The 22,820-nt window shown below is 63.0% G+C and carries 28 protein-coding genes; 12 read left to right on the top strand and 16 right to left on the bottom strand.

Annotated features, from left to right (window positions below; translation table 11 throughout):
• Positions 1–28: 28 nt before the first annotated feature.
• The gene (gene katG / locus HBA99_RS12345; protein WP_070924087.1) at positions 29–2,245 is read left to right on the top strand and encodes a catalase/peroxidase HPI; all 2,217 of its coding nucleotides are present in this window, start codon (positions 29–31) and stop codon (positions 2,243–2,245) included.
• Positions 2,246–2,305: 60 nt separating this feature from the next.
• On the opposite strand, the gene HBA99_RS12340 is transcribed toward katG, so the two are convergent.
• From HBA99_RS12340 to qcrB, 3 genes are read right to left on the bottom strand one after another with little or no spacing between them, the layout of a single operon-like run.
• Positions 2,306–2,596 carry a barstar family protein gene (locus HBA99_RS12340; protein WP_070924086.1) on the bottom strand — a complete coding sequence of 97 codons (291 nt, stop codon included), beginning with the start codon at positions 2,594–2,596 and terminating at the stop codon, positions 2,306–2,308.
• The gene (locus HBA99_RS12335) at positions 2,593–2,976 is read right to left on the bottom strand and encodes a guanyl-specific ribonuclease (protein ID WP_057966398.1); all 384 of its coding nucleotides are present in this window, start codon (positions 2,974–2,976) and stop codon (positions 2,593–2,595) included. Before HBA99_RS12335 ends, HBA99_RS12340 begins: the two co-directional genes overlap by 4 nt.
• Before the next feature lie 49 nt (positions 2,977–3,025).
• On the bottom strand, positions 3,026–4,612 hold the full coding sequence (gene qcrB / locus HBA99_RS12330; RefSeq protein WP_070930866.1) for a cytochrome bc1 complex cytochrome b subunit: 1,587 nt from the start codon (positions 4,610–4,612) through the stop codon (positions 3,026–3,028).
• 136 nt (positions 4,613–4,748) lie between these two features.
• Here qcrB and HBA99_RS12325 point away from each other — a divergent pair, with 136 nt between their 5' ends.
• On the top strand, positions 4,749–5,411 hold the full coding sequence (locus HBA99_RS12325; RefSeq protein WP_070930937.1) for a TetR/AcrR family transcriptional regulator: 663 nt from the start codon (positions 4,749–4,751) through the stop codon (positions 5,409–5,411).
• The gene (locus tag HBA99_RS12320; protein WP_070930867.1) at positions 5,408–6,058 is read left to right on the top strand and encodes an enoyl-CoA hydratase-related protein; all 651 of its coding nucleotides are present in this window, start codon (positions 5,408–5,410) and stop codon (positions 6,056–6,058) included. The genes HBA99_RS12325 and HBA99_RS12320 overlap by 4 nt, the downstream gene beginning before the upstream one ends.
• A 7-nt stretch (positions 6,059–6,065) precedes the next feature.
• On the opposite strand, the gene HBA99_RS12315 is transcribed toward HBA99_RS12320, so the two are convergent.
• The 3 genes from HBA99_RS12315 to HBA99_RS12305 all read right to left on the bottom strand — a co-directional run bounded on the left by HBA99_RS12315 (position 6,066) and on the right by HBA99_RS12305 (position 7,999).
• Entirely contained in the window at positions 6,066–6,308 is a 243-nt protein-coding gene (locus tag HBA99_RS12315; RefSeq protein WP_070924083.1) for a hypothetical protein, read from the bottom strand.
• A gap of 319 nt (positions 6,309–6,627) precedes the next feature.
• A complete protein-coding gene (locus tag HBA99_RS12310; protein ID WP_081346124.1) occupies positions 6,628–7,137 on the bottom strand; it encodes a nuclear transport factor 2 family protein in 510 nt (169 codons plus the stop codon).
• On the bottom strand, positions 7,109–7,999 hold the full coding sequence (locus HBA99_RS12305) for an LLM class F420-dependent oxidoreductase (RefSeq protein WP_070924127.1): 891 nt from the start codon (positions 7,997–7,999) through the stop codon (positions 7,109–7,111). Before HBA99_RS12305 ends, HBA99_RS12310 begins: the two co-directional genes overlap by 29 nt.
• A 108-nt stretch (positions 8,000–8,107) precedes the next feature.
• Between HBA99_RS12305 and HBA99_RS12300 the strand changes: the two genes are divergently transcribed.
• Both HBA99_RS12300 and HBA99_RS12295 read left to right on the top strand, forming a co-directional pair.
• Positions 8,108–8,935 carry an SDR family NAD(P)-dependent oxidoreductase gene (locus HBA99_RS12300; protein ID WP_070924082.1) on the top strand — a complete coding sequence of 276 codons (828 nt, stop codon included), beginning with the start codon at positions 8,108–8,110 and terminating at the stop codon, positions 8,933–8,935.
• Positions 8,936–9,030: 95 nt separating this feature from the next.
• Positions 9,031–9,546, top strand: a complete 516-nt coding sequence (locus HBA99_RS12295; protein ID WP_234797052.1) for a TetR/AcrR family transcriptional regulator — start codon at positions 9,031–9,033, stop codon at positions 9,544–9,546.
• On the opposite strand, the gene HBA99_RS12290 is transcribed toward HBA99_RS12295, so the two are convergent.
• From HBA99_RS12290 to HBA99_RS12270, 5 genes are read right to left on the bottom strand one after another with little or no spacing between them, the layout of a single operon-like run.
• Positions 9,514–10,332 carry an ABC transporter permease gene (locus HBA99_RS12290; RefSeq protein WP_109492698.1) on the bottom strand — a complete coding sequence of 273 codons (819 nt, stop codon included), beginning with the start codon at positions 10,330–10,332 and terminating at the stop codon, positions 9,514–9,516. The two genes, HBA99_RS12295 and HBA99_RS12290, sit on opposite strands and share 33 nt — an antisense overlap.
• Entirely contained in the window at positions 10,329–11,498 is a 1,170-nt protein-coding gene (locus HBA99_RS12285; RefSeq protein WP_070952486.1) for an ABC transporter substrate-binding protein, read from the bottom strand. The genes HBA99_RS12290 and HBA99_RS12285 overlap by 4 nt, the downstream gene beginning before the upstream one ends.
• The gene (locus HBA99_RS12280; RefSeq protein WP_070930869.1) at positions 11,495–12,226 is read right to left on the bottom strand and encodes an ABC transporter ATP-binding protein; all 732 of its coding nucleotides are present in this window, start codon (positions 12,224–12,226) and stop codon (positions 11,495–11,497) included. The genes HBA99_RS12285 and HBA99_RS12280 overlap by 4 nt, the downstream gene beginning before the upstream one ends.
• Positions 12,202–13,251: an acyl-CoA dehydrogenase family protein gene (locus HBA99_RS12275; RefSeq protein WP_070952485.1), complete on the bottom strand. Its 1,050-nt coding sequence runs from the start codon at positions 13,249–13,251 to the stop codon at positions 12,202–12,204. The genes HBA99_RS12280 and HBA99_RS12275 overlap by 25 nt, the downstream gene beginning before the upstream one ends.
• Complete coding sequence (locus HBA99_RS12270; protein ID WP_030097911.1) at positions 13,248–13,778, bottom strand: DUF4242 domain-containing protein; 531 nt, start codon at positions 13,776–13,778, stop codon at positions 13,248–13,250. The genes HBA99_RS12275 and HBA99_RS12270 overlap by 4 nt, the downstream gene beginning before the upstream one ends.
• A gap of 104 nt (positions 13,779–13,882) precedes the next feature.
• On the opposite strand from HBA99_RS12270, the gene HBA99_RS12265 reads away from it, so the two are divergent.
• The 3 genes from HBA99_RS12265 (at position 13,883) to HBA99_RS12255 (ending at position 15,680) form a co-directional block, all read left to right on the top strand.
• Complete coding sequence (locus HBA99_RS12265) at positions 13,883–14,470, top strand: TetR/AcrR family transcriptional regulator (RefSeq protein ID WP_030097912.1); 588 nt, start codon at positions 13,883–13,885, stop codon at positions 14,468–14,470.
• Positions 14,471–14,498: 28 nt separating this feature from the next.
• Positions 14,499–14,954: an SRPBCC family protein gene (locus HBA99_RS12260; RefSeq protein WP_057968293.1), complete on the top strand. Its 456-nt coding sequence runs from the start codon at positions 14,499–14,501 to the stop codon at positions 14,952–14,954.
• 66 nt (positions 14,955–15,020) lie between these two features.
• Positions 15,021–15,680, top strand: coding sequence for an MBL fold metallo-hydrolase (locus HBA99_RS12255; protein ID WP_070930870.1), 660 nt, complete (start codon positions 15,021–15,023; stop codon positions 15,678–15,680).
• On the opposite strand, the gene HBA99_RS12250 is transcribed toward HBA99_RS12255, so the two are convergent.
• Positions 15,677–17,188 carry an FAD-binding oxidoreductase gene (locus HBA99_RS12250; RefSeq protein ID WP_070930938.1) on the bottom strand — a complete coding sequence of 504 codons (1,512 nt, stop codon included), beginning with the start codon at positions 17,186–17,188 and terminating at the stop codon, positions 15,677–15,679. The two genes, HBA99_RS12255 and HBA99_RS12250, sit on opposite strands and share 4 nt — an antisense overlap.
• A gap of 88 nt (positions 17,189–17,276) precedes the next feature.
• Here HBA99_RS12250 and HBA99_RS12245 point away from each other — a divergent pair, with 88 nt between their 5' ends.
• The 3 genes from HBA99_RS12245 to HBA99_RS12235 are packed head-to-tail and all read left to right on the top strand — an operon-like array spanning position 17,277 to position 19,445.
• Positions 17,277–18,050 carry an HAD family hydrolase gene (locus HBA99_RS12245; protein ID WP_070930871.1) on the top strand — a complete coding sequence of 258 codons (774 nt, stop codon included), beginning with the start codon at positions 17,277–17,279 and terminating at the stop codon, positions 18,048–18,050.
• 9 nt (positions 18,051–18,059) lie between these two features.
• Positions 18,060–18,839 carry an SGNH/GDSL hydrolase family protein gene (locus tag HBA99_RS12240; protein ID WP_070930872.1) on the top strand — a complete coding sequence of 260 codons (780 nt, stop codon included), beginning with the start codon at positions 18,060–18,062 and terminating at the stop codon, positions 18,837–18,839.
• Between the two features lie 42 nt (positions 18,840–18,881).
• The gene (locus HBA99_RS12235; RefSeq protein ID WP_064408770.1) at positions 18,882–19,445 is read left to right on the top strand and encodes a hypothetical protein; all 564 of its coding nucleotides are present in this window, start codon (positions 18,882–18,884) and stop codon (positions 19,443–19,445) included.
• Positions 19,446–19,449: 4 nt separating this feature from the next.
• Here the strand turns inward: HBA99_RS12235 and HBA99_RS12230 are convergent, their stop codons facing one another.
• Entirely contained in the window at positions 19,450–19,995 is a 546-nt protein-coding gene (locus HBA99_RS12230; protein ID WP_070952484.1) for a hypothetical protein, read from the bottom strand.
• Positions 19,996–20,034: 39 nt separating this feature from the next.
• On the opposite strand from HBA99_RS12230, the gene HBA99_RS12225 reads away from it, so the two are divergent.
• Positions 20,035–21,459, top strand: coding sequence for an alpha/beta hydrolase (locus tag HBA99_RS12225; RefSeq protein WP_030097919.1), 1,425 nt, complete (start codon positions 20,035–20,037; stop codon positions 21,457–21,459).
• A gap of 4 nt (positions 21,460–21,463) precedes the next feature.
• On the opposite strand, the gene HBA99_RS12220 is transcribed toward HBA99_RS12225, so the two are convergent.
• From HBA99_RS12220 to HBA99_RS12210, 3 genes are read right to left on the bottom strand one after another with little or no spacing between them, the layout of a single operon-like run.
• Positions 21,464–21,937: an SRPBCC domain-containing protein gene (locus HBA99_RS12220; RefSeq protein ID WP_070924074.1), complete on the bottom strand. Its 474-nt coding sequence runs from the start codon at positions 21,935–21,937 to the stop codon at positions 21,464–21,466.
• Entirely contained in the window at positions 21,934–22,284 is a 351-nt protein-coding gene (locus tag HBA99_RS12215) for an ArsR/SmtB family transcription factor (RefSeq protein ID WP_030097921.1), read from the bottom strand. The genes HBA99_RS12220 and HBA99_RS12215 overlap by 4 nt, the downstream gene beginning before the upstream one ends.
• On the bottom strand, positions 22,281–22,733 hold the full coding sequence (locus HBA99_RS12210; RefSeq protein ID WP_030097922.1) for a VOC family protein: 453 nt from the start codon (positions 22,731–22,733) through the stop codon (positions 22,281–22,283). The genes HBA99_RS12215 and HBA99_RS12210 overlap by 4 nt, the downstream gene beginning before the upstream one ends.
• Positions 22,734–22,820 lie beyond the last annotated feature (87 nt).

Here is a 22,820-nt window from a genome sequence, read left to right as displayed (position 1 = left end):
ATATCACCCCCCTCCCGAAAGGATCGCTGTGCCTGAAGAACACCCGCCCATCGCTGAGGCGAACAATCAGCCCTCGAACGGTTGCCCCGTTGCCGGTGGTCGCCTGAACTACCCCGTCGAGGGTGGTAACGCCAACCGCGAATGGTGGCCGACCCAGCTCAACCTGGGCATTCTCAAGAAGAATCCGCCCGCCGCGAACCCCCTTGGCGAGAGTTTCGATTACGCCAAAGCCGTACAGACAATCGATGTGGACGAGCTGAAAAAGGATGTCGAGACGGTCCTGACCGATTCGCAGGACTGGTGGCCTGCCGACTTCGGCAACTACGGCCCGATGTTCATCCGCATGGCATGGCACGCCGCGGGCACCTACCGCGTGGGCGACGGCCGTGGCGGCGCCGGTGCCGGCATGCAGCGGTTCGCCCCGCTGAACAGCTGGCCCGACAACGTACTGCTTGACCGTGCCCGCCGGCTGCTGTGGCCCGTGAAGAAGAAGTATGGGAACAAGCTCTCGTGGGCAGACCTCATCGTCTTCGCGGGCAATCACGCGATGGACACCATGGGGTTCAAGACCTTTGGCTTCGCCTTTGGGCGCGAGGACCGCTGGGAGCCCGAGCAGGACGTCTACTGGGGTCCCGAGCACACCTGGCTCGGCGATGAGCGCTACACCGGAGACCGTGACCTGGAGAACCCACTTGCCGCCGTGCAGATGGGTCTGATCTACGTCAATCCCGAAGGCCCCAACGGTAATCCGGATCCGCTGGCCGCGGCGATCGATATCCGTGAGACGTTCGGCCGGATGGCGATGAACGACGAGGAGACGGCCGCGCTCATTGTGGGCGGCCACACCTTCGGCAAGACGCACGGTGCCGGCGACGCCGGGCTGGTCGGTCCCGATCCCGAAGATGCACCGCTTGAGCAGATGGGCATCGGCTGGAAGAGCGCGTTCGGCTCCGGAAAGGGAAATGACGCGATCGGTAGCGGGCTGGAGGTCATCTGGACCCATACCCCCACCAAGTGGGACAACAGCTTCCTGGAGATTCTCTACGGCAATGACTGGGAGCTGACCAAGAGCCCGGCCGGTGCGCATCAGTGGAAGCCCAAGGACGGCGGCTGGGCCAACTCGGTACCCATGGCGCAGGGCGCGGGTAAGACGCATCCATCGATGCTCACGACCGACCTTTCGATGCGCTTCGATCCGATCTACGAGGCGATCACCAGGCGCTGGCTCGATCACCCCGAGGAACTGGCCGATGCCTACGCAAAGGCCTGGTACAAGCTGATCCATCGCGATCTCGGGCCGCTGTCCCGCTACCTCGGTCCGCTGGTGCCGAAACAAACCCTGCTGTGGCAGGACGTCATTCCCGCCTCGGATACCAATCTCGGGGACGCTGACGTCGCCGAGCTGAAGGCGCAGCTTCTCGCCTCAGGCCTCACCGTGCCGCAGCTGGTGTCGACCGCATGGAAGGCCGCGGCGTCGTATCGCAACAGTGATAAGCGCGGCGGCGCCAATGGTGGACGTATCCGGTTGCAGCCGCAGGCCGGCTGGGAGTCCAACGAGCCCGACGAGCTCGCCCAGGTGATCCGCACGCTGGAAGGCATCCAGGAGTCGTTCAACGCCGGCGCCAAGAAGGTCTCGTTCGCCGACCTTGTCGTACTCGGTGGAGCTGCCGCCGTCGAGAAGGCGGCCAAGGACGCCGGATTCAACATCACGGTGCCATTCACGCCCGGCCGCGGCGATGCGACTCAGGAACAGACCGACGTCGATTCGTTCTCCTATCTGGAGCCGGCTGCCGATGGGTTCCGCAACTACCTGGGCAAGGGTGCGCAGATACCGGCGGAGTACAAGCTGATCGACAAGGCCAACCTGCTGGCGCTATCTCCGCCGGAACTGGCAGTCCTGGTGGGTGGCTTGCGCGTGCTGGGTGCGAACTACCAAGGTTCCGAGCTCGGTGTGCTCACCGACAAGCCCGGGACGTTGACCAATGACTTCTTTGTCAACCTGGTCGATATGGGCACCGAGTGGACGCCGTCCTCGTCCGACGACGGCACGTACGTGGGTACCGATCGCAGTACCGGTGCGGCGAAGTGGACCGCCAGCCGGGTTGATCTGGTGTTCGGCGCGAACTCCGAACTGCGAGCTCTCGCAGAGGTTTACGCACAGGACGATGCCAAGGAGAAGTTCGTCAAGGACTTCGTCGCGGCATGGGTCAAGGTGTCGAACGCGGACCGCTTCGACGTCCGCTGATACCCGCCACACGTGGATGGCCGGCTCCTTCGGGGGCCGGCCATCGCGTTATCGCCAGGACTAGTCGGCGTCTCTCGTTCGCGCGGTCAGCGGCACTCCGGCTTCCTCGAAGATCTCCTCGATGGCATCCCAATCCTTCTTCCCCACCGCGGACTTGATGCGTGTCGCGTCCTGCAGAACGAACCGGAACGGCTCGTCGTCAGGGGTGCCGAAGCCGCCCCGGAGGCAATCGACGAGAGCATCGAGATTGCTGCCGAAGTAGCCGCCCGGCCCGTTCACCGCGCGCCCGAGTTCGGTGAAGAAGTCCGCCCGGGTGCGGACGTGGGAGCCTTCGACGACATAGGTCTTCATGCGCCTTCAACCTCACAGAATGACTGGTAGTGATCGCCCGTGTAATAGACGTGTGGAGGATCGTTCGGTGGATTACCACCGGTGATGATGCGCCGAGTGCCACGCGTCTTACTCCCCGGAGTTCGGACCGTGTACTCGTGGTAGTACCCGCGGGGCTCCGAGGGCAGGACCCGCTCGCGGTTCTGGAACACGACACCGTCGTTACGCGGATAGGGGAACGGCCCGCCGGCATGGATCAGGTCCACTGTTCCGGAAGCCTCCGACGGCAGTTCGGACAAGTTGCACTCGGCGATGGTGGCACGAGCCGGCGAAGGCTCGGTACAACCGATGAGTGCCAGCGCGAGGACCGCGGCACCCACCACACGCAAACGCTGCGACATGCTTCGACGGTACTGCACGCCGCCGCCGGAACTGCGGTCGGCGACTCGGTTACCGCGATCTTCCGCGGAGCACCGCTAATTCGGTGCGCGCCGATGCGTGTTCGGCTTGCACCAGTGCGGCTTGTTCGTCGGCGGGGTCGGCGAACAGGAACGAGCCGGTGCCGGGTGCGCCGGCCGATCCGAGCTTGTTCATGCGCTGTGGCACTGCGGCGCCCTGGTATTCCAGCGGGATGGCGTGGCCGTGCTCGTCGACACCGGCCAGTGGCTGGTGCAGCTCGATGTATTCACCGTGCGGCAGTCGCTTGATGATGCCGGTCTCGATGCCGTGTTCGAGTACTGCGCGGTCACTGCGTTGCAGGCCGATGGCCCAGCGGTAAGCCAGGTAGTACACGACGATCGGCAAGATGACCATGCCGATACGGCCGATCCACGTCGTCGCGTTCAGCGAGATATGGAACTTCAACGCGATGATGTCGTTGATGCACGACAGGGTGAGCAAGATGTAGAGCGAAAAGCCGGCAGCCCCGATGGCGGTGCGGACCGGAGCGTCACGCGGACGCTGCAGCAGGTTGTGATGCGCATCGTCGCCGGTGAAGCGTCTCTCGATGAATGGCCAGGCCACGATCACCACGAACGCGAGCATGATGCCCAGCACTCCCCACAGCACGGCGGGAACGGTGTGGCCGAAGATGTACAGCTCCCAATCCGGGACGAGCCGCAGCAGGCCGTCCGTCCACATCAGGTAGATGTCGGGCGGTGATCCGGCCGCTACCTGCGATGGCTTGTAGGGGCCCAGCAGCCACACTGGGTTGATCTGCAGTAGCCCGCCCATGAGAGCGAGAACTGCCGTAACGATGGCGAAGAATGCGCCAGATTTCAAGGCGAACACCGGAACAATCCTTACCCCAACAACATTGGTCTCAGTGCGCCGTGGGCCGGGAAATTGCGTGTGCTTCTGATACCACACAAGTGCCAGGTGCACGCCGATGAGCGCGATCATGATGGCGGGAACGAGTAGCACATGCAGAACGTAAAGTCTTGGCAGCACGATGTTTCCGGGGAAGTCGCCGCCGAACAACGCCCAATGCATCCAGGTACCGACGATCGGCAGCGACATCATGCCCTGCGTGACCACACGAAGTCCGGTGCCGGACAACAGATCATCGGGCAGCGAATAGCCCGCGAACCCCTCTGCCATGGCCAGGATTAGCAGCAGTGATCCGATGACCCAGTTGGCCTCCCGCGGGCGGCGAAATGCCCCGGTGAAAAAGATGCGGGCCAGGTGTACGACGATCGAGGCCGCGAACATCAAAGCCGCCCAATGATGGATCTGGCGCACGAACAGGCCACCGCGAACCTCGAAGCTCAGATTCAACGAGCTTTCATAGGCCTTGGACATCTGCATACCGCGTAGCGGTTGGTAGACGCCGTTGTAGGTGACCTCGGCCATCGATGGGTCGAAGAACAGCGCCAGATAGATGCCCGAAATCAGGAGCACCACAAAGCTGTACAGCGCGATCTCCCCCAGCAGGAATGACCAGTGCGTCGGGAAGACCTTATTCATCTGTCTTCGTAGGCCCGATGACGCGCGATAGCGCGAGTCGATCGCATTGGCAAGCTCCGTTGCTTGACCCATAGCTGCTCCCTCGGGAAGAGACTTTGTGCCTACTACGGAGAGTAGTACGTAATTACTACTAGCGGTAGTAGCAATTCAGAATCCACGACACCGGGCGATTACGTAATAGAGCAGTTGCTCTGTTATGGTCTGGCCTGTGCCGCGACCACGTGTCCACTCCATCGACGATCTGCTCGATGCGACCGAGCGAATCGCGGTCGACGACGGACCAGCGGCCGTCACGGTCCGGGCGGTTTCGCTGGCTACCGGCACCTCCAATGGCGCGATCTACCACGCCTTCGGATCACGCGGCGCGATGGTCGGTCGGGCCTGGCTGCGTGCCGCGAAGAGATTCCTCGATATGCAGCGGCACGCCGTCGATCACGCGCTGACGGCGGGTGAGCCGATGCACATCGCCGCCGTGAATGCGGTCGTCGCGGCGGCCGACACCCCTGCCGCCTTCGCCGAACGCTTCCCCGCGTCCTCGCGGCTCGTGCTTGGGGTGCGGCGCGAGGATCTACTGGGCTCCGACATACCTGCGGATGTCGCCGACACGATGACACGCGTGGACTCCACACTGGTCGCGTTGTTCATCCGATTATCGCGCGCCTTATGGGATCGGGAGGACGGCCGTGCGGTTCAAGTCATCGAGGACTGCGTCGTGGGACTGCCGACTGGTCTCCTACTGCGAGGGCGCCGGAAGCCCGACGCTGCCGCACGCGCACGGCTCGAGGCCGCAGTGCGCGCCATTCTTACCCTCGATCCACCACCGGTGCACCCAAAAGCTAAGGGCGCCAAAATGAAAGGAAAAGCACGATGAGCCCCATCCTGGAACTTCAGGACACCATTGCGATTCTGAACCTCGGCCCGGACGAAAACCGGTTCTCCCCGGATTGGCTCGATACCGTCAACGGACTCCTCGATGACGCGCTGGAGCACGCCAAGCCGCTGATCACCGTGGGGACCGGAAAGTTCTATTCGAACGGGCTTGACCTGGATTGGCTGATGTCCCACGCAGATCAGACCGACGGGTACGTCGGTCGTGTCCACGCGTTGTTCAGTCGAGTCCTCACCCTCCCGCTGCCGACCGTCGCGGCGGTCAACGGTCACGCGTTTGGAGCAGGAGCGATGCTCGCCGTGGCCCACGACTACCGAGTGATGCGATCCGACCGTGGATATCTGTGCTTCCCCGAGGTCGATATCAACATTCCGTTCACCCCCGGTATGGCGAGCCTCATTCAGGCCAAGGTGACCCCGCAGACAGCGGTGACCGCGATGACGACCGGGCACCGGTACGGCGGAGAAGCGGCCGTGGCCGCGGGTCTTGCCGACCGGGCCGTATCCGAGGACCAAGTACTCAGCGTCGCAGTCGATCTGATGAAACCCCTGGAGGGCAAGAACAGCGGGACGCTGGGTGCCATCAAAACGACAATGTTCGCCGCGACCACCGCTGCCCTGGCCGCATGACGCGTTCTTACTGCGGAGGGACGACCGGTGGGCGGCACACGTTGCCCACCGGGTCCCACCACCAACCGTTGTCACAGCTCAACGGGGTTGTGGCTATTGCAGGGCGACAGGTGTTGGCCACCGGGTCCCACCATCCGTCCGGACAGTTGGGCACGATGGGATCTGCCGAGACGATCGGCGCGACGGTGCAGGCAAGGGGTATCAGCGTCGCCACCGCGGTAACGATCGTCAAGCGCATAAGCTTGCTCATTCGAATTACCTCGGAACGTGGGTTATGTATGGCCGGTAAGCCTACTCGCGGATGCATGTGGTGCGCGGGCCGTTCGCTGCTCATGCGTGGTTGAAATCGCGTCACTGTGACGCCTTCGCCGCTATCAACGTTCAGCGTGTGTAGGCGGCGGAGTCATGCTGTTGACGAACCTCCGGTAGTCGTCCGGGGCAGCGCATCGCCACCAGCGCTAACCCGCCTCGCTGAAGCAAGGCGGGTGATATGCCACGCACCGCACCCGTGACAATTACCACCTTCCGTTCCAGGAGCCGCCATGAATGACCTTGCTGGCAAGACATTGTCATGGGGGATCCTGTTCTGATTGTTGCACCGGAAGGCCTTCGACTCCCCTGGAGAGCAATGCCCGAGGGAACGAGGTTCCGTCTAGCCTGCGTGTTGTGCGCTGTACGATTTCCCAGCCTCTGGCGCTTCGCTGCAGTGCGAAATGGTTAACGCCCGCTCGCGCGACGTAATAGGTCACTCCGTGTTTGACAAGTAAGACTGATTCGCACACAGCAACAGCGTCGTCGCCTCGCACGGTAACGACCGCTGGCCCCAGCAGATGAGTGCATCCGCGAGCAATCAGCCCTTGGTGCTCTTGCGAATTGACCATCGCCTCGATATCGGATCGACCCGACATGGTCCAGTCTTCTACGTCGTAACGTCCGTCGGGAGACCACAACTCAGCTGTCGCGGTCGCTTCACCCGCGTCCACAAGCGGACCATATGACGCGACAATTCGTTCGATGGCACGTTCATCTTCTATTCGTTGAATCATCGATTCAAGCTTGGCGAGGTCGGATGTTGTCATGTTTCCTTCTTTGCAGCGGGTGGACGAGCTCACTGAGGGCCGAGAGCTGTTCACGAAAATGACTCGCGGAGCGCGACGAGAGTGAGCAAGTGACAGCAGTTGCACCGGCCTCGCGCAGGGACGCAATCTGATGCAAGGCCTCTTCGGTTTGTTCACAGGGGTCTAGCGGTGACGTGCCCAGCGCGACTTCAAAATCATCCGGAATATCGACAGAGCTGAGCATCTTCGCCGCTTGAGTGAGTGACACGGCGAAAGGCATCCACCCGTCTGCCAATTCGACGGCTCGGTGCAAGGAGCGAACTGTCCGTCCGCCGACCCATACGGGCACATGCCGCTGAACCGCACAGGGACGAATGTCGAGGGACGTGTACTGGTAGTACTTACCACGGTAGGTCGGGGTGGTAGTCGATAGCGAAGATCGCAAGGCACGAATGGCGTCATCGGCGCGCTGTCCGCGGTCATCCCATGAGGCGTTGAGTAGATCAAACTCCTCACGTAGCGAGCCCACGCCGACACCCAGGATTAGTCGGCCCGAGCTGATTCGGTCCAGCGTTCCGTACCGCTTGGCGATTGCGAGGGGGTGGTGATACCCCAGCACGACAACTGATGTGGCCAACCGAATTCTTGATGTGAATGCGGCCAGGTAGGACAAGGTAGCGAGCGGGTCCCAGTAGACCGATCCTCGCGTAGTGGCGGCCTCAATTGGCACGGCGATGTGTTCGGAACAGGTGAGGTAGTCGAATCCGAGGTGATCAGCCCAGCTGGAGATATCGGCGATGTCGGTGGCCGTGCCGGAGGATTCCCACTCCGCGGCAACCCCTGGCACCTGGACCACGACGGGCGTCGCTATTCCGATCAGCATGGCAGCGCGCCCATACATGCCGGTGATGCGGGTTTAGGCGGCATATCGACCTCCTTTGGGTTGTACGGTATCCTCCAAAACTAAAATGTATTTTAGTTTTGGAGGTGGATGTTGTCCAGTGCGTTCGGCCCGGAATGGTTGCGGCAGTATGGTCCGTGGGCAGTAGTCGCAGGCGCGTCAGAAGGGATAGGCGCCGAATTCGCGCTGATGCTGGCAGAGGCGGGCATGAATCTCGTTCTCGTGGCGAGAACTCGAGAAACATTGGAAGGTATCGCTTCAGAATGCGGTGATCATGGCGTGCAAGTGAGGGTGCTGAGCCTCGACTTGACTCATGCGGATTGCGTTTCGGAGATATCTTCGGCCACGGTTGACATCGAGATCGGCTTGCTGGTCTACAACGCCGGTGCGAATACGCACAGCGCTGAGTTCATTGACGGAGACTTGGCCGAGTTCCGCCGGGTGATTGATCTCAATGTCACTGCACCGCTTGCCCTGATCCACCGTCTGTGCGGCCCGATGCGTGAACGTCGACGCGGTGGTGTGGTGTTGGTCGGCTCGCTGAGTGGATACCTTGGGGCAGCCCGACACACGGTATACGGTGGCGTGAAGGCATTCGCGCGGATATTCGCGGAGGGATTGTGGTTGGAACTACGGGAATACAACGTGCACGTTCTCGAACTCGTGTTAGGTGTGACAGATACCCCGGCGATGAGGCGTATCGGCTTGAACCTTGAAGTTCCGGGAATGCACATATCGACGGCGAAGGACGTTGCTGCACAGGGGCTTACTAGCTTGCCGCAGGGCCCCATACATGTCGCCTCGGGCAACGAGAACAACCCAGTGCTCCAGCCTATGACTGATCGAGCACAAGCTATTCTGGCCTCTCATCGAATGATGCAGAAGCTAATTGAAGGAACCGCGCCGCACAGCCACTGAAATCGGAGGTCGCAATGCCAAGTGCATCGCGGGGGCGCGAGCCGGCAAGTCCTTCGACCCCCGCGCAAAAGGCTCGCTGTGATCGAATTCTCTCTGTGGCAGCCAAGCTCGGAGCCAGGCAGGGCCTGGAAGCGGTGCGCATGCAGGAGGTCGCGGACCGGTCGGAGGTGTCCACCGCAACGCTGTATCGCTACTATCCCACCAAACATCATCTATTCGCGGCCTTGCTGTTTCGATATAGCCAGCACCCCAGTTTGCCGGCAAAGCCATCTGGTTGCCCGATAACAGACGCAACTGAGTTGATGGTGCAGATGGTACGCAGCACCCTGGCTGTACCGCTGCTTGCCAAAGCGATGATCGTCTCGGTCAACGTCCTACGCGCAGAGTCTGAGTTTGCAAGGGACTTTCAAGTGCGCCGAAGCATCTTGGCGGTGGCCGGAAAGAGTGCCCCAACGGCCGAGGACGCCCAACTAGCGTTGCTTGTGGAACAGATGGCGTTCGGTGTTCTGTGTTGGGCAGTGATGGGGGAAACGACGCCGGATCAGGCCGAACGGAATATGCGGAAGGCGTGCGCGCTTCTACTTGCTCCTTGGCGTGGTGCGGCCGAGTAGTCGCCTTGCGGCCACATCAAGGACGTATCCGAGCACACCGATCACGAGAATCACCGCCGTCACCTGATCGTAGGCCAGCTGGTCGCGGGCGTTGAGAATCTGATAGCCCAAACCCGATCGCACGCCTAACATTTCGGCCGGCACAAGCACTACCCATGCGATACCGAGTGCGACCCGCGCGCCGGTCTGAATGTTACCCCGCACGGCCGGAAGTATCACCGTGGTGAGGAGCTCTATGCGGGTGGCATGAAACGACCGCGCCACGTCCAGATACCCGGGTGCGATGCCGTGCACACCGGCCGTGGTGTTGATGAGGATCGGCCAGACGGCCGCTGCGGCGATGAGAAAGATGACCGGTTGACTGCCGATACCGAACACGGCCACGGCGATGGGCGTCCACGACAGCGGCGAGATCATCCGCAGAAACTGGATCACCGGACGTGTGGCACGTTCCGCGGTAGCGCTTACGCCGAGTAGCAGGCCTGCCGGGACGCCGATCACGGCAGCAAGGCTGAGCCCGATGAGTAATCGCCACAGGCTGATTCCGATATCAGGCAGTAAGACTCCACGGTTCAGCAGTTCGATGGCCGCGGGCAGCGCTTTGTCGGGGGCGGTCTGCCGCAGCAGCGAATGGGGTTGGCTGAGTATCGAACTGGCAACGCACCACAGAACAACGCTCACCACAATGGCCAGGGCCGGGGGCCAGATCTTTGCGAACAGTCGCGCTGTCCGCGGCGCCTCGGCACTGTCGTGGACGATCGAAGGTGTGCGCTCAAGGGTGCTCACAGTGCCTGTACCTGTTCTGTTCGGGTGAAATCGGCCGTGATTCCGAAGGCTTCGGGCCCGCCGTGGGTCGCGATCGCCGAGCGCACAAAGGTGTCGTCCACCAGATCATCGTGAACCCGCGCAGGATCCAGCCGGTTGAGGAAACCACGGTCGCCATCCACGACGGTGTCGTGCATCGACTCGACCAAACGCTGTGTGAAGCTTCGGTAGGGAAACGGCTGGAAGCCCAGGCGTTGCGGATGCCAATCCGGATGCTTCAGCGGATATGGCGGATTCGGGTAGGTCAACGCCGTCTGTACCGCCGGGACGGGCTGCGGTAGGTACTTCCCGGCGCCAAGGGCGCCTGCCGCCGCTTTTCTGTCGGCATCAATCCGCAGCTGGGCGGCCACCACCGCGTCGGTGACACCCTGCACTGCCGAAGCACAGTCGGCGATCACGTCATCGCGCGTGACGAGGACACAGCAGGCATGGTCGCGCCAGACATCGCCGAGAAACGTGTGAATCCGTCCGATCTTCTTGATCTGTGCGATGACGTTGAACGGATCGGCGACCACGTATCCCCCGATGGATCGATTGGCCAGCGCCGGCACCATATCGGAGGGGCTCATCACGATGAGTTCGACGGTACGCTGGGACCGGGACGCGGCGCTTCGGATCACGGGCCGTAACCCACTGCCGCGCAACAGCTCTTGCAGCACGATGTTGTGGATCGACCACCAGAATGGAATGGCGACCTGGGTGCCCGCGAGATCCTCCAGATGTTCGATGTCCGGCGCCACGGTGAGTGCCGAACCGTTAGTGTGATTCCACCCGAGCACTCGTACTCCGTGCCCCAGCACCTGACGGAGCTGGATCGCCATGGGCATCAATAGATGCGCAACATCGATCTGCCGCGCCATGAAGGCCTCCGCCAAGGCGGCCCAGCTGCGAAACAGTACCGGCTTGGCCGCGCTGACCGTGCCGTCCGGATACATCCGCGCGGAGTGGGCCAGCAGCAGCGGTGCCGCGTCGGTGATCGGTAGATACCCGATGCGCAATTGGCCGCTGATGTTCGTCGCGTCTGACGCCGCGGCGCGAATCAACCCGGCGCCACCGAAAAGTCCCGCTGTGGTGGTTATTCCAGCGGCTCCTGCCAGAACGGCGCGGCGCGAGACGATGCTGCTCACTCAGATCCCGTCTCTGCCGGTTGGTACTGGGCGAGGATTTCCCGGCGTATCCGATCACGCTCCTTCGCGGAGTGATCGTCCAGCGACCACTGCTGACGTATCCGCCCGTTGTCGCCCAGAAGAACCACCCGGTGCGCAAGTGCCAGGGCTTCATCGACGTCATGGGTCACCAGGATGACGGTGACGGCCAACTCGGCGGCCAGTGCCGCCAGCCAGGACTGCAGGTCCGCCCGCGTCACCGGGTCGAGTGCACTGAAGGGTTCATCGAGGAGCAACAACTTCGGCCGAGTGGCCACCGCGCGCAGAATCGACACACGCTGAACCTGTCCCCCGGACAATTGATCGGGATAGCGATCGGAGAGTTTTCGGAGCCCGAAATGATCGACCAGGGCCTGCACGTAGGAATCCTCGAATCCGCTGCGGTGCCGCCCGAATCGCTTGGCGAAGACGATGTTCTCGGCGACGGTCAACCAGGGCATCAGCAAGGCATCTTGGAAAACCACACCCGTCCGGGGGCGGCGTTCACCGTCCGATGTCCAGACGACGGTCCCAGCACTGAGTTCTTCCAGACCCGCCAGCACGCGCAACAGGGTGGACTTACCACTTCCACTGGGGCCCAGCACGGCCAGGAACTCACCGGAAGTCACGTGGACATCGACCTCGCGCAGGGCCACTGCTGTGCCGAAATACTTGGTGCCGTTCGCTATTCGTACTGCGTCAGTTCCCACCGTAGCTGTCCTTCCGAGGGCGATTGGATGGGTAGGAAAGCGGCCTCACGAAACCGCCGGTTCGCCGAGGTTCCCAGTGCGTATCCTGCGCCGCCGGCCATGGTGACCTCCAACCGAGACGCTTGACCGGCAAGACCGGCGGCATCGAGCCGTAGCCGGAGGAGTTCGGCGGTGCCCGGTTCAGATGGTGCTGCCGCGAAAGCGTAGAGGCGATCGCGCAGAATGCGATTCCTCTGTGTGAGCTCAACGAGTTCGGTGGCGAACTGCCCGGCGAGTTCGCCACGCGCGGATTTCGCACCGCAAATCGCCGCACTGGTGACCCCGGCGCAGAAGGCGGTCTGGAGCAAGAGAAAGGCTGGGCGGATTCGGGCGACGAAGCCCCGCAAGTCGGTGCTGATCACGTTCTCGGTGGGGATGTGAACATCATCGAGCTGCAGAGATGTGGAGGCCGTGGCCGACAGCGCCATCAGATTCGGTGGTCGCTCGATGCGTATCCCATCCGTGCTGACATCGACCGCGACGACGAAGGTAGTGCCGTCCGCCCCACATGCGGGTAGCACCACCAGCGCGTCGGGGAAGACATTGGAAGCCCACCGAATCGGGCCGGTGATACGGAGGCCGTCCCGATGCGGTGTCGCGCGCAGCGGCACCTCCCCCAGCCCCGCAACCTGTTTGAGGCCGGCAGCCATCGCGGTGACGCCTGGGCGGAGCCCCGCCCTGAGCCCGGGCAGGTGCTCAGCGCGCAGAGCTTCCGGAGCCAGGCTCACATACTCGATGGTCATGCGATGTGCCCATGCCGAGAAACCCACAGCCAGACTGCTCGTGGCAACCCGTTCGATCACCCGCACCATGGGCGCCAGGTCTACGCTGGTCAGACCCGCATCGAACAGGCTTTCCGCACCCAGAGCGCGAATGTCTGTTCGGACATCGGTCTCATTGGAGTCAAGAGCTGATGCCCGGGCCGACACCGCATCGCCGACGCGTTCCAACGCCGCCTCGATGTCCCTGGCCACGGCGGCCGTCATAGCGAGATATCTCCAAGCCCGTGCAGTCTGTCGACGGGGGTGTCAACGGCCTTGCGCGCGCGGAGCACCGCCTCTTCATCAGGAGCGTCGTAGAAGCACAGGCACTTGTCCATGTCTTCACGCACATACGTGCGCAGAAAGCTGACTTCGGGCACATCGGCGTACTTGGGCGCCTTGGCCTTCTTGCGCGCCAGGTACGTCTGCATGTCCAGGTCCGCGGGCAGATCCCATTCCACGAGATATCCGGCTACCGGCCGCACGGACTTCAGCTGGCCAAGATCGGCGCCGACCAGCCGTACCGAGTGCGGCCCGGAGACCGAGTCCACGCGCAGCGCATCGGAGTCCAACCGCGAGGCCTCACCATGAAACTCGGCGATGACGAAGATCCGGCGGGCCTCACGTGTCACCTGAGCTTCGATCAATTCACCGCCGTCGCTATGCACCCGCCCGTCGATCTCCTTGAGCAGTTGTGTGGCATCGGTGTTATCAGCAGGGCCAAGGGCGATTTCGTAGAGATGCAGCGTCACGTCACTGTTCCTAACTTCGGTGGACGACTTCGATGTGCGACCCCGTGACGGTTTCATGAACAGACCGGTCTGTCTATGAAGGTTCATTGGGTTACCCTGCTTTCATGAGTTCCACGACAGCACCTCCAGACCGCGACACCACCTCGGCCACCCGTGTGCTCGCGCCGTCCGAACGGCTGCTTCGCACTGCCGCAGATCTCTTTGCGACGCAGGGCATTCGCGCTGTGGGAATCGACCAAATACTGCGCGAGGCGGGGGTTGCCAAGGCAAGTCTGTACAGCAGCTACGGATCAAAGGACGCGCTCATCGTTGCCTACCTCGAAGAATTGGATCAGCGTGATCGCAACCGCTGGAATGCCGCGGTGGCGGCGCAACGCAATCCCAAAGCGAAGGTCCTGACGTTCTTCGATCTCGCCACCGCCGCCGCGAAGGCGAGGAACTTCCGCGGCTGTCTGTACGCCAATGCCGCTACCGAGTTCCCCGGAACGGAGTGGGAACCGGTGCGAAGGCATCGTGAGTGGTTCCGTGCGACCGTGACCGCGCTGCTGCGCGAGGCAGGGATATCGCGCCCCGACAATCTCACCCGGCAGGTGCAACTGCTCTACGATGGTGCATTGACCGCCTCGAAGATCGAGAAATCAGTTGCACCGATAACGCTGGCGCGCAAAATCACTCGCGAGTTGATCGGCTAGGCGGCAAGATTCTGGTTGGATGGGCTGTATGACTGAGGATGTCCGAGTGGTCTCGGCGAGCCGCGTAATAGATGCGCCGGCGGCGGTGCTCTTCGAACTCATCGCTGACCCGGCGCGGCAGCGAGAATGGGACGGCAACGAGAACCTCGCCGAGGCGGCCCCGGGCCAACGGGTTCATGCCGTGGGTGACGTGTTCGTCATGACACTGACCAATACCCACGTCCGAGAAAACCGCATCGTGGAGTTCGACGAGGCGCGCCGGATCGCATGGCTACCGTCAGAAGTGGGCAAGCAGCCGCCGGGCCATCTCTGGCGATGGGAACTGGAGCCGGTCGGCGATGGCAGCCGCACTCGGGTGACGCACACGTATGACTGGACGAATCTCACCGATGAGAACAGACTGCCCCGGGCTCGTCTCACCACGCCCGAACGGCTACAAGCGTCGGTGGACAGGCTAGGCGCGCTCGCCGAATCGGGCGCGTAGCCCAGGCTGACGCAGCGCCGTATTACCCCTTGACCTCAAGTTCACTTGAGATTGAACACTGGGGTGATGACAACGAAGACATCGAATGTGCGCCAGATTCGATCAGACCTGTGGGAGACACGAACGGACAACCCCTTCCCCGGGCTGACCACTCACGCCTACCTGTGGGTCCGCCCCGAAGGAAACGTGTTGTTCTACAGCCCCGCCACCGAGGCCGACTTCGAGGCAATTGCCGAATTGGGCGGAGTCGCCCATCAGTACCTTTCCCATCAGGACGAGGCAGGACCCATGCTCGCCGTCGTGAAGCAGCGATTCGGATCGAAACTGCACGCATCCGCCCGTGAAGAAGGTGAGATCAGCACACACACCGACATCGATGTCCCGACAACGCAGCGTCACGTGGACGAAAATGGCGTCGAAGTGATACCGACACCTGGTCATTCCGTCGGCAGTACAAGCTATCTGGTAACCGGTGCAGATGGTGAGAAATACCTCTTCACCGGGGACACCATGTTCCCGACCGAGGCCGGATCGTGGTCCACCTTCCTGGTCCCCGGTCGCGGGAGTGCCGACGAGCTATCGGCGAGCCTGGACCTGCTGGCAGACACCGTCCCGAATGTCGTCATCTCCAGCGCGTACGGCGGGGACACCGCCATGTATGAGCTCACGCCGGGCCGGTGGGGAGAATTCATCGCACAGGCCCGGCAGAGCCTACAGCGCGGCTAAGGGCGTACCGCCTGGGTGAACCCGAAGATCCCGTCGGGATCGTAGGTCGCGGCGATCTGTCGCAGCCTCGGCAGATTATCTCCGTAATACGCTGCGGCCCAATCGGGTAAACGCGGATCGATGTAGTTCACGTACGCGGCGGTACCGCAGATCTCGCCGAGCCGGTCCCGTGCCTCGTCCACGCGGCGATACGCAGCCGACGGATCGGCGCCGACCCCATGATAGATCTGGAGGGAGGCGAGGGCCGTTCGATGCGGGAAGGCGGTGGCGGCAGCGGGAATTCGGCTGACTGCACCGCCCAGGCTATCCAGAATGAACGTCAGCCCCGGCGTGCCCACGAGGATCATCTCTATTGCGGCGGTGTCGACCGCAGCGTGCGGGATCATCCGGGAGGATGCCACAAACGCCTCGCGTTGCAGTTGACCAGTACCTACTCCACCCCACGACGGATGACACTGGGCCACAGTCAGTGTTGAGCACCCACCCATGAACTTCATGGCGTCGATATAGGCCATGTCGGCGACGAATCGATCGGATGGACTGATGCCGATCGCGGCGCGGAGACCGTCTACGAGTGCCCGTGGATCGTCCGTTGTGGCGATGCAGCCCACGATCCGGCCATGCGGAGTAGCGCCGCCCACGGCGTGCAGCGTCGTCCACAATTCGTCCGGCGCATCGTCCATGAACGCCAGCCACCGGCGCATGATCGTAGCCAGCTCGCCCGGCGCGTAATCGAGCGTGAACACCGTAAGCTCGCTAGCTTCGGCGGTGTCAAAGGTTAATTCCGTTGCAATGCAGAAGTTTCCGCCGCCACCCCCGCGAATGGCCCAGAACAGGTCGGACTCGGATTCCGACGACAGGTCTCGGATCGCACCATCCGCGGTAACCACCCTGGCGGATGCCAGTTGGTCGCAGGTCAGCCCGAACCTACGAGTGAGAACCCCTACCCCGCCGCCGAGGGTCAATCCCGCGATGCCCACGGTGGGACAGGAACCGCCGGCAAGCATCCGGCCGGCCCCGGAGACAGCCGCATAGACATCTATCAGACGCGCCCCCGACCCGATCTTTGCCCGCGTCCCGGTCATCGAGACCGTTGCCATACGCCCGAGATCGACCACCAGTCCGTCATTCGGAACGCAATAGCCGGCAAAGCTGTGACCACCGCTGCGTGCCGCGATCGGGATCCCAGCACCCGATGTGAACTCCACGCAGCACGCCACATCCTGCTCGGAGGCACAGAAGGCAACCGCAGCTGGATGATTCGTGTCGAAAAGAGGATTGAACGTCCGCGCTGCCGCATCAAACCCGTTCTCGCCACGCACCGTGAGCGTTCCGGACATCCTGCGGCGCAGGTCTTCCCATCCAGAAGCCGCGAGTCGATCCTTGGGGTGTGCCGGTGAGCATCCGGCGATAGACGCGGCGCCGAGCGCCACGATCGCCCCCGCGGACAGCACCGCACGCCTGGTGACCAGCGCAGGAGTTTGCGTGCGATGCGGTTGGGGGTCCAACACTCCTCCTGTCGGTCACGATCGGGTGGATACCCCATCTTGTCGCCTACGGCGGGTACGCGTGCCGCACAACGGTAGATTGGCCCACATGACGGTGAGTTCGGCACCCGACCCGGTCGCCGATATAGCGTTGCGCCCCGCTGGGCCGCAGGTGGGAGCCTTCTTCGACCTGGACGGCACCCTGGTGGCCGGATTCACCCCGACGGCTCACGCCCGTGATCGGATGCGCCGTGGTCAGGCGAGTATCGGTGAGGTTCTCGGAGTTCTGGAGGCCACCTTCCGGTACAAGCTGGGCCGCATGGAATTCGAGCGTTTGGTGGTGCGCGCCGCCGGATACCTGCGCGGCGACTCGCTAGCCGAGCTCGAAGCCGTCGGCGAACGAATCTTCCACCAGCACAATGCCTCGATGATCTATCCACAGATGTCTGAGCGCGTGCGTGCACATCAGGAGCAGGGCCACACTGTGGTGCTGAGTTCCTCGGCGCTAACCATTCATGCCGAACCAGTGGCGCGCCACCTCGGAATAGCCCATGTGCTGTGCAACCACTTCGACCTCGACGACGACGGACTGCTCACCGGCGATATCCGCAAGCCCATCGTGTGGGGCCGCAACAAGGCAACCGCGGTCGCGCGCTTCTGCGAGTCCAATCATGTTGACTTGCAACGCAGTTACTTCTATGCCGACGGAGAAGAAGACATCGATCTGATGTCTCTCGTCGGCGAGCCCTGCCCGGTCAACCCGCGTGGCCGGCTCGCCACCGTGGCGGCCGAGCGGGGTTGGCCGATCTTGCGTTTGGACGATCCGAGGCCACGTGGGGTGAGTTCGTCGCTGCGCAGGTTCACCCGGCTGGCTCGCCGATAGGCTTGGTCCATGGCGGGACGTTATGTGGCATTGGGCAGCTCTATGGCGTCGGGGCCGGGTATCCCGCCGCGTGTACCGGGCTCGCCCCGGCTTGCCGGGCGTTCGGCACGCAACTACCCGCACCAAATCGCTGAACGCAGGGGATATCAGCTGGTCGACGTCACCTACTCGGGGGCGACCACGGCGCATATCCTGACCGACGCACAGCACGCCGCCGCACCTCAGATTGGGGTACTCGATGGCACCGAGGAGTTGGTGACGATCACGATCGGCGGCAACGACGTCGGTTACGTGCCGTTTCTGATCGCCGCGCGCCTACCGCGCATCCTACGTGCCCTGCCGGTCATCGGAAGCGGGTTGGCCGGCTTGCTCGACACCGGTAAGCAGGACGCGGCGCTGGCGGTCGTGGGTGATTCCCTGCGCGCGGTGGGTGAGCAGGTACGCGCTCGCGCACCGCGCGCACGCGTGATCTTCATCGACTACCTGACGCTGCTGCCGCCTGAAAACGAGCCGGCGCCGCCGTACACCCGGGCCGAGGCTGACAACGGGCGCCGTATTGCCGCGGAACTGGCGGCGCTCACCGCGCACGCGGCCCACGCCGCCGGCTGCGACATCATCCGCGCATCGGCGGCCAGCGCCGGACATCACGCATGGTCACCGCAGCCCTGGACGAACCGCCCCGGATTCCCGTGGCCGGGGCGTCCGGCACCGCTTCACCCCAACGAGGACGGTATGACCGCCGTGGCCGATCTGGTCGTGGCGCTATTGGACGGCGCGTCTAATCGCTGAGGTTGCGGTGTGAGCGGTCCATCGCATTGCGATACTTGACCCGTGCGCACACCTTGCCTGCTGATGATCCCCGTCGTCGCCATGGCGATCGGAATCGGATTCGCCGGCCCGGCCTCGGCCGTGGCGCCTCCGGCGGATGGGACCTACCGAATGATCGAGGAAGGTGCCGGCGAGGTCTCCTGGACGATGTCCGCTGTGTGTGTGCAGGCATCCGGCACCCGCATCCAGTCCGACTACACCGACCCCACCATCCAGGCCGACGGCTGCACCCTCACCGTCACCAGCGCGACACCCGACATCCTCAAACACAACGACCGACTCCAGAACTACTCCATCCCGGCCAAGCTGGTCGATGACCAATGGACATTCCTGCACGCCCGGCCGCAAGGCATGACCTGCCCCGATGGAACCTTCGCACCCACTCAGGAGAAGTACGTTTTCAACGACGAAACCCTGACCGGAGTGCACACCAGCATCCACAGCGCCGTATGCGGTGGCCAGCCCGGGATGACCAAGAAGCCCTTCAGCCTGCAGTTCCTCAAGCCGCTCGACGTACCCGTGGACCGGTTCCCGCAGTACTGCGATGGGTTCGCGCACTGCTGGTGAGCGGCTAGGGCAGCAGTGGCACCCGCCAGAGCGGCACTCCTGGATCGATGACCATCAGGCGCGTCATCGTCAATCGCGTGATGAGCAACGCGCCCCGGATCATCACCACGGCCACCGGTAACTCAGCCAGCACCGCTGTCAGAATCGCCCACCGCACCTCGCTCGGTCCGGCCGTCATCACGTCGAACCAGGCGTCGCAGATCAAGAGCACACCGGTGGTGAAGGCCGTCAGCACAAGTAGCTGACGGCGCAGCAGGCCAAGTACCACGGTGGCCAGCATGAACGTCACCAGCAGGATGTCGAAACCCACCCATGTCGCCGTCCATCGCTGCGCCACATAGTTTTCCGGCAGCGTGAACGCAAGGTAGGTGATCCAGGGAATCAGCGCGAGCGCGCCGCCGATCATCAATCCGAGTCGCAGTGCACGAAACCTGGCCAGGTTCGGCGGTGCCACCTCGCTGAGCGGGCGTTCCAGTCGCTGAATGAGGTCCCTGCGCTCGGCTGTTGACAGCGCCGCAATCGTCTCGTCCGACAGATAACTCTGGGTCATGTCCAGCTTCCTCCCAGGAAACCTCATCACAATGTCAGCGTGCCACCGACTACGCCGACGCCCGCTCCGGCGCCGACCCCTATCCCACAGTTGCCCGCCAATGACTTCCACCAGTACAACCATGGGATTTCCGCGCTCGGCGGCTGGTTTCCGATCGTCGTTCAGGTACTGGCGGTCGTGGCGTTGGTCGTGGTCATCGGATGGCGCACCCGCCGGTGGCGCCTCCTGTGGGTGCCCGTGAGCGTAGCGGTCGGAGCGTTGGGCGCCTTGGCGGCATGGATTTACATGAACTCCGAAGGGTTGGCGTCCGATCCGGCGCCTTTCAGACTATGGATTTGGATCGGTGTTTTCGTCACCTCGGTCGCGATCGCCGTGATCGGCTTCCCCAGTGCGCAATGGTGGCGCCGTGGCGTATCGGTGGTGGCCATTCCGGTGACGCTGCTCGCCGCACTCGTCGCACTCAACACCTGGGTGGGCTACTACCCCACTGTGCAGGCGGCCTGGGGTGCGGTGTCCGCGGGACCGCTTCCCAACGAGGTCGATATGAGTGACCTTGCGGGTCTGCGTAACTCGAAGCCCGACACCGGCAAGCTCGTACAAGTGGACATCCCCGCAGATGCCAGCGGATTCAAACACCGGGGCGAGTACGTCTATCTCCCGCCGGCCTGGTTCGCCGGCGATACCCCGCCGAGGCTGCCGGTGGTGATGATGATCGCCGGCGAGTTCAACACTCCCGCCGACTGGATTCGCACGGGCAACGCCACCCAGATGATCGACGAATACGCCAAGACACACGGCGGACAGGCGCCGATATTCGTCTTCGTGGACGTCGCGGGAAGTTTCAACAACGACACCGAATGCGTCAACGGGCCACGCGGCAACGCCGCCGACCATCTCACCGAAGATGTTCGCCCCTATGTGGTTTCGGAGTTCGACGGATCGCCCGATCCCGCCAACTGGGCCGTGGTCGGCTGGTCGATGGGCGGTACCTGCGCTATCGACCTGACAGTCATGCACCCGGATTTGTTCTCCACCTTCGTCGACATCGCCGGCGACCACGGACCCACCGCCGGAACCAAACAGCAGACCATTGAGCGGCTATACGGCGGCGACGCCGCCCGATGGGACGCCTTCGACCCGCGCACCGTCATGGCGAAGCACGGGCCGTACACCGGTGTAACCGGATGGTTCGAGGATGCGATACCACCTGCGGACAGCAAGAAACCCAGTGGCGCAAAGCGGCCCACGGCCGACACGCCCACGGGCATCGGCGGGCATGACGACGTGACCGATGATGACCGAGAAGGTGCCGCCGCGGACCTGTGCGCAGCGGCTCAGCAGGTACAGATCTCCTGCACCATCCACCAGATGATCAGCGGGCACACCTGGCAGTTCGCCAGCCGGACATTTTCCGACGCATTGCCGTGGCTGGCGGCACAGCTGCACACCCCGGGAAGCTCCTAACGCTCTATGACGCACCGACCCGGGCACGCAGCGATTCCAGAAGGTCCTGCCACCATTCGCCGTGGCGCCGCAAGAACAGCCCATCGGGAAACGTATGGCGTGCAACGTGATCCTGCGGCACGGACTCCCAGCCGAGATGTTCCACCGTCACCCGGGTCTCGTCGTCAACCGGCTCGAACCTCACCTCGACGGTCGTTATCTGATCCCCGGTGAAACTGTCCTGGCGCCAGGTGAATCCCAGCCTGCTGCCCGGTTCCCACGTGGTGACCCTGCCTATTTCGAACTCGGTGCCGTCCGGGTACGACTCGACGAAGCGGCCCCCGAGTACCGGTTCTATCGCGAGAGTTCCCCTCCGTTGCCTGGTGAATCGGAACAGCGTGTTGGGCCGCCACCACATTCCGATGTCATTGACGAACACCTCGAATGCACGTGCCGGCGTAGCGCCCACGCGCAGCGATACCAGCACTCGTGACGTCATCGGCCCGGCTCGCGTTCGACGTGCTCCTTGAATGCCAAAAGCTGGGTAGCCCAGAGCTTCTCGATCTCGTCGAGCCAACCCTTCAGTTCTGCCATAGGCGCGGGCCGCAGGGTGTAGATGCGTACACGCGCGTCGAACTCCGGGTGTGACTCCTCGACCAGCTCGCTGGCCTTGAGGGTCCGCAGATGCCTGCTGAGCGCTGCGGGACTCAGGCCAACGGCTTGCGCCAGCTCCCCTGCCCGACGCGGTTGATCCCGCAGCACCTCAACGATTCTTCGCCGATTGGGATCGGCAAGTGCAGTCAGCGTGCGATCAATGCTCGCGAGTTGCGGCGAGGGCCGGGTCAAACCCAGCCCTCGATGTTCAGACCGCTGGCCTTCTCGGCGTCCTCACGCGACACGGCCCGCACTGACTGCCCGAAGGTCCAGACGTGCCCCTCGGGATCCTGAGCGCGGTACACCCGATCGCCGTAGAACTGGTCGGCCGGGCGCATAAGAATTTTCGCGCCGGCGGCCTCCGCCCGCTCGCAGTGCGTGTCGATCTCGCTGTCGATCTGCACGTGGATCGTCTGGGTACATCTACCGCCCACACTCTTTGGGCTGGCGACGCTGGAGTCCCACTCGGATCCGACCATGAGGTAACCGTCCCCGAATCGCATCTCGGAATGCTCAATCTTGCCGTCTTTGTCGGTGATGACCATGGATCGTTCAAAACCAAAGGCCTTCTCCAGCCAGTCAAGTGCTGCCGCCGGGTCTTGATAGACGACCGCCGAGGCCAAACTAGGGCGTGTGCTCATAGTTGATATTTAACGCTTGCGTTGAATATCTGTCAACGGTCGCGCACAGCGCCGAGACGCATTCCGTGAGCTGGGGGTAGCCCAGCC

Origin of the sequence: Mycobacteroides chelonae, assembly GCF_016767715.1 — a bacterium.
Lineage (GTDB): Bacteria > Actinomycetota > Actinomycetes > Mycobacteriales > Mycobacteriaceae > Mycobacterium > Mycobacterium gwanakae.
This window is presented reverse-complemented; position numbering and strand designations above follow the sequence as displayed.